This is a genomic window from Streptosporangium sp. NPDC004631, assembly GCF_053601935.1.
Genome location: NZ_JBSGCR010000015.1, coordinates 11,901 through 12,584 on the forward strand (window position 1 = coordinate 11,901; position 684 = coordinate 12,584).

The 684-nt window shown below is 61.8% G+C and carries 1 protein-coding gene; it reads left to right on the forward strand.

Translation table 11 applies throughout. From position 1 onward, the window contains the following. A partial coding sequence (locus tag ACWEF2_RS17010) for a hypothetical protein (RefSeq protein ID WP_453816185.1) occupies window positions 1–684 on the forward strand: 684 nt, incomplete at both ends.

Here is a 684-nt window from a genome sequence, read left to right on the forward strand (position 1 = left end):
AGGCTGGTGAGATCGATCACGCCCTCCGCTTAGCCCACGACGTCGAAACCATCGCCCGCTCCATCACCGACCCCGGCACCCAAGCGCGAACCTTGAGCGAACTGGTCGCAGCTCTGGCCGAGGCTGGTGAGATCGATCACGCCCTCCGCTTAGCCCACGACGTCGAAACCATCGCCCGCTCCATCACCGACCCCGGCACCCAAGCGCGAACCTTGAACAAGCTGGTCGCAGCTCTGGCTGAAGCTGGTGAGATCGATCACGCCCTCCGCTTAGCCCACGACGTTGAAATCGCTACTCGCTCTACCCCCGACCCCGACACCCAGATGGAGGCCCTGAGCAAACTGGTCTCAGTTCTGGCCGAAGTTGGTGAGATCGACCGTGCCCACACCATTGCCCGCTCCATCACCGACCCCGACACTCAAGCGCGAACCTTGAGTGAACTGGTCTCAGTTCTGGCCGAAGTTGGTGAGATCGACCGTGCCCACACCATTGCCCGCTCCATCACTGACTTCGACTCTCAGACAATGGCCTTGAGTGAACTGGTCTCAGTTCTGGCCGAAGTTGGTGAGATCGACCGTGCCCACACCATTGCCCGCTCCATCACCAGCCCTACCTTCCAGGCGGCGGCCCTGAGTGAACTGGTCTCAGTTCTGGCCGAGGCTGGTGAGATCGATCGCGCCCTCC